This is a genomic window from Pedobacter sp., assembly GCF_035566355.1.
Lineage (GTDB): Bacteria > Bacteroidota > Bacteroidia > Sphingobacteriales > Sphingobacteriaceae > Pedobacter.
Genome location: NZ_DATMRL010000140.1, coordinates 1 through 4,970 on the forward strand (window position 1 = coordinate 1; position 4,970 = coordinate 4,970).

Annotated in this window: 6 protein-coding genes; 4 read left to right on the forward strand and 2 right to left on the reverse strand. The window is 40.6% G+C overall.

Going from position 1 to position 4,970, the window contains the following annotated elements; all coding sequences use genetic code 11:
- Window positions 1–1,116, reverse strand: a 1,116-nt coding sequence (locus tag VNZ46_RS05500) for an ABC-F family ATP-binding cassette domain-containing protein (protein WP_325559115.1), incomplete at its 3' end; no start/stop codon positions are given.
- Between the two features lie 87 nt (window positions 1,117–1,203).
- Between VNZ46_RS05500 and VNZ46_RS05505 the strand changes: the two genes are divergently transcribed.
- From VNZ46_RS05505 to VNZ46_RS05515, 3 genes are all read left to right on the forward strand, one after another.
- On the forward strand, window positions 1,204–1,788 hold the full coding sequence (locus VNZ46_RS05505) for a hypothetical protein (protein ID WP_325559116.1): 585 nt from the start codon (window positions 1,204–1,206) through the stop codon (window positions 1,786–1,788).
- 75 nt (window positions 1,789–1,863) lie between these two features.
- A complete protein-coding gene (locus VNZ46_RS05510; protein ID WP_325559117.1) occupies window positions 1,864–2,442 on the forward strand; it encodes a nitroreductase in 579 nt (192 codons plus the stop codon).
- A 3-nt stretch (window positions 2,443–2,445) separates the two neighbouring features.
- Window positions 2,446–2,898: a 3-oxoacyl-ACP synthase gene (locus tag VNZ46_RS05515; protein WP_325559118.1), complete on the forward strand. Its 453-nt coding sequence runs from the start codon at window positions 2,446–2,448 to the stop codon at window positions 2,896–2,898.
- Between the two features lie 71 nt (window positions 2,899–2,969).
- Here VNZ46_RS05515 and VNZ46_RS05520 read toward each other — a convergent pair whose 3' ends face one another.
- Window positions 2,970–3,860 carry a polysaccharide deacetylase family protein gene (locus tag VNZ46_RS05520; protein WP_325559119.1) on the reverse strand — a complete coding sequence of 297 codons (891 nt, stop codon included), beginning with the start codon at window positions 3,858–3,860 and terminating at the stop codon, window positions 2,970–2,972.
- 106 nt (window positions 3,861–3,966) lie between these two features.
- Between VNZ46_RS05520 and VNZ46_RS05525 the strand changes: the two genes are divergently transcribed.
- Window positions 3,967–4,970, forward strand: a 1,004-nt coding sequence (locus tag VNZ46_RS05525) for a DPP IV N-terminal domain-containing protein (RefSeq protein ID WP_325559120.1), incomplete at its 3' end; no start/stop codon positions are given.

The following is a 4,970-nucleotide window of genomic DNA, read 5'->3' on the forward strand; positions in this document are numbered from 1 at the left end:
GTTTTTCTCACGACCAGTTAACACGTTATAAAAAGCTGTAGTTGCTAAACTGTTTTGAGATAAAATGGCAATTTTATCACCTTTATTGACCATGAAATTGATGTTCTTAAACATCACTTCCCCATTGGCACTGTGCGATAAATTTTCTACCTGTAAGATTTGGTCTCCTGCTTCTCTGCCCAGGTTATTGAATAAAATGGCTGGGTATTTTCTGCTGGAAGCTTTGATCTCCGAAATGTCAATTTTGTCTAGCGCCTTTTTACGGGAAGTTGCCTGTTTCGATTTAGAAGCATTGGCACTGAAACGCTGGATAAATTCCTGGAGTTCTTTTACTTTCTCTTCCAGTTTCTTGTTTTGGTCACTGCGTTGTTTTAATGCCAGCTGACTTGATTCATACCAGAAGGTGTAGTTACCGGAATAAATACTCATTTTGCTGAAGTCAATATCCACAATATGCGTACATACAGCATCTAAAAAGTGCCTGTCGTGGGATACAACCAATACGATATTTTGGTAATCTGCAAGGAAATTCTCCAACCAGGCAATCGTATCGATGTCCAGGTCGTTGGTCGGCTCATCCAATAACAGGATGTCCGGATTGCCAAACAGAGCTTGTGCCAGAAGAACACGTACTTTCTGGTTACCGTCAATTTCCTTGAGTTGTTTATAATGTAAATCTTCTTTAATTCCAAGATTGCTCAGCATGGTGGCTGCATTGCTTTCCATATTCCATCCGTCCATTTCGGCAAATCTGTTTTCCAGTTCGCCTGCACGTTCACCATCTTTATCGGTGAAATCTTCTTTCAGGTAAATGGCATCTTTTTCTTTCATGATGTCGTACAATTCCTTGTGTCCCATCATCACCGTTTCAATTACCGGAAATTCATCAAACTCATAATGGTTCTGTTTTAAAACGGCCATTCTTTCTCCGGGTGTAAAAGCAACACTTCCGGTGGTTTGATTAACTTCGCCTGAAAGGATTTTTAAAAAGGTGGATTTACCTGCTCCGTTAGCTCCGATAACACCATAGCAATTGCCCTGGGTGAATTTTAAGTTAACATCTTCAAATAAGGTACGTTTTCCGTAACGCAGCGATAAATTAGAAACTGAAATCATAATACTGAAAAATAAGCCGCAAAGGTAGTTATAAATTTATAAAATGATTCTGATTCGGTAGTTTTGATCTCTTAAAATTTTAATGCTGTGACCAAAAATGAACTGATAGAAAGACTGAGTGTGTCTATGGAGAGCCGGATGGTAGATATTCTTACCACCATTGCAGAGGAAAGATTCCTGGTTAAAGACCCTGATGGCCATTTTACTATTGATGATCTGATAGAGCTTACTTTCTTTTCAAAAAAGGACGTCGCTTTTCGATTTGCCTGGATCCTGGAATATAGTTTTGTAAACTATCCTTGCATTGGGCCGCATCTGGATCATTTCCTTAGGGGCTTTGCAAGACAAGATAATCCATCCTGTATGCGTCATTACGGAAAGATTGCAGCGTTTTTTACGGGTAAGAAGGTCATTGGTCTTTCTGAAAGACAATTGGAGGAAACGGATTTGGAACCACTGGTGGATACTTTGTTCGCCTGGTTGATCGATGAACAGGTTCTGGTGGCCACAAAGGTGCACTGTATGCAGGCGCTGGCGAATCTGGCCCCAAGATATCCCTGGATTAAAGACGAACTGCTGCAAACAATTTATCATCTGGAAGATAAGGAGAGTATTGCTTTTTTTGGCCGGGCCAAACAGGTAAAAAAACAGCTCGCAAAGATGAAGATCTGAAACAATGACGGGAGGCAAACAATTAAGCCCGGATAAGTGCTATTTTTGCTCCGTATTACACGTATAAAAAGATTCATGGAAAAAGAGATAGATATATTAAATGCGATTATCAAAAGGAGGAGAAGTATTTTTCCAATCAGTTACACCAACCAGGAGATACCGGTAGACGTAATCCGCCAGATTTTAGAGAGTGCCAATTATGCGCCGACCCATAAATTAACAGAGCCCTGGAGATTTGTTGTGTTTAGAAATGAAGGAAAATGGAAATTAGGAGAGCAGCTTGCCCGCTTGTATAAAGAAAATACACCTGCAGCTTCTTTTCTCCAGAAAAAATACGATAGTGTCACTGAAAAAGTGAGACAGTCGAGTTGTGTTATTGTGATCAATGCACAGTTGAATCCCGACAAACTTCCGGCCTGGGAGGAGATTGCTGCCCTGGCCTGCGCAGTGCAGAATATGGCATTGACAGCAGAGGCGCTGAATGTGGGGGCTTACTGGAGTTCTCCCGAAATGATTTCAGACTTAGGTGATTTTCTGCAGCTTGGCGAAAATGAAAAGTGCTTTGGCCTTTTTTATATGGGATACCATAATGAAGAGGCCCGACCTGCAAAAAGAACGCCTATAGAAAATAAGGTAAGGTGGGTAGAAGAGTAAAATATGGATCAGATCAAAGAGAAACTGTATCAGCTTTGTGCTGATTTTATTGAGCAAAGGATTCATACTGCAGAAACTGCATTGCTTCAGGCTCAGGAGGCCAGCAATGATGATACCAAAAGCAGTGCGGGGGACAAGTTTGAGACCACCAGGGAAATGATGCAGCAGGACATCACCAGAAATAAGAGTTTACTGATGGATGCGAAGCAGAATTTGCAACTCCTTCACTCTATCAAGGATGTGCCGGTTAGTGAAACCATCAGAAATGGCAGCTTGGTATATACATCCAATGGTGTTTTTTACATCAGTATTAGTGCCGGACAAATGAATCTGGAAGGGGAAACTTATTTCGCTATATCTGCGGCATCGCCGGTAGGGAAACTGATGACTGGGAAAAAGGTCAATGAGCTATTTAGCTTTAACCAAAAGGAATACCAGATCAAGGCCATTGTTTAGTCAAATGGTTATTCAAAAAAAAGGCGGAACTTGTTCCGCCTTTTTTTTTGAATATTTAAATGAATCAGTTATTAGAAACTGTTTTTTATGCTGTTGTGCAGGGTCTTTGGACTCCAGTAGCCGCTGGCAATAATCCTTCTGACGGTGTACAAAGGATCGTTCTGATCGCGTTTGTCGGCCAGGGAGAACGCCATTCTGAAGCCTCTTTTTTTCAGCTCAGGAAAACCTGCGGCATTCCATAAACCGAAAGGATAAGCAAATTCGGTCATTTTTTTTCCGGTGATATCTTCCAGCTTTTTAGTCGGTTTATCCAGTTGTTCTTCCCAGTCTTTACCTTGATATTTTTTGAAGTTTTTATGGTCGTAGGTATGGCTTCCGATGATATTGCCCTCGTCAGAAAGCTGTTTGATCTGTTCTTTGGTCATATAATCTACGAATTTTCCTTTTCTGCCGATAGAAACAGTCATGATAAAATAAACGGCTTTAAAGCCATATTTCTTCAAAGTTGGTGCTGCAATGGTAAACTGATCCATGTCGGTATCATCAAAGGTGAACATGATGGGTTTGCTTGGAAGTGCTGCGCCTGTATTCAGGTAGGCATATAGCTGGTCTGGCAGGATAGAATGGTACCCGCTGTCGGCCAGTAGTTTAACCTGATCTTTGAAGTTTTGTATTTCAACAATATAATCTTTACCAACTTTTCCATCTGTGGGTTTCCAGTTGCGGATCTGGTGATAACATAAAACAGGGACCTGCTTGCGTGCTAAAATGGTCTTGGCATCTGCTGGCTTTATCTTGGACACATCGATTTTCTGTCCTTCAACAGGGACAGAAGCGCTTGTTTGTGTTTGTTCAGTACTGTCTTTGGTGCTTTGAGCGTTTGAATTTGTTTGTGATTTTGACTGGCATCCCGCTGTTAAAATAACTGCAGCGGCTGCAATAGGTAAGAAATACTGCTTCATATATATAGATTTGCTACAAAACTATAAAGATATCTTATTTATTACAATTTCGCCGCCGAAGGCTCTTAATAATTCAATAATTTAGGCCTTTTATAAATTATTCTAAATGAAGAAACTCTACTTTTCGGCTTTGTTTGCATTAACGGCTTTGCAATACGTTTCAGCGCAAACCAAAACATTCACTTTAACGGAGAAAACTACTGATCCACCAAAGGCAAACTATCAGCTCGCCTCCAGATTTTCACCTAATAAATTGAAAAAAATCGTTTACTCTACCACAGTTGATCCGCATTGGTTAAAGCTAAGCAATCGTTTCTGGTATGTTTATGAGACGCCGAACGGTAAACAATGGTATCTGGTAGATCCTGCAAGCAGGACGAAGAAGCCGATATTCAATCTGGCCAACCTGGCTGCGGAAATCACCAATATTATGAGGGATCCATTTGATGCGCAGCATTTACCTATTGAAGAGATTAAATTCTCTAAAGATGAGAAGAGCATCACTTTTGAATTGAAGAGTACAATTGATGAATTGAAAAAAGACAGAAAAGATAAAAAGGATGCAGATTCTATGCAGAAGAAGATCTTTTCTTTCAATTATGATATTGCTTCGGCCAAACTGACGGAGGTTCCAAATTACTCCAAGCCAAAGGCTAAACCAAGCTGGGGCTCTGTAGCTCCTGATTCTTCCGCCATTGTCTTTAGCCGGAATTACAATTTGTACTGGATGGACAAAGCCAATTACCTGAAGGCCGTTAAAAATGAGGAGGACAGTACCATCGTAGAACATCAGCTGACTAAGGATGGTGTTAAATTTTACGCTTATGGTAGTGATGGAGATGGGGAGAATAATGAAGAAAATGAGAAGAACAACAAAAAAAGACGGAGTGCTTATGTGTTGTGGTCGCCAAACTCAAGATATTTTGTATTGAACAGGGAAGATTCGCGAAAGGTAAAGGACCTGTGGGTGATCAATAATGTAAGTGCAGGGCGGCCTACTCTGGAAACGTATAAATACCAGATGCCAGGGGAGAAGGAAGCGCCGATAGATGAGATTCTTTTGTTTGATTTTCCGGCTAAAACCTCTAAAAAATTAAATATTGCTGCTTT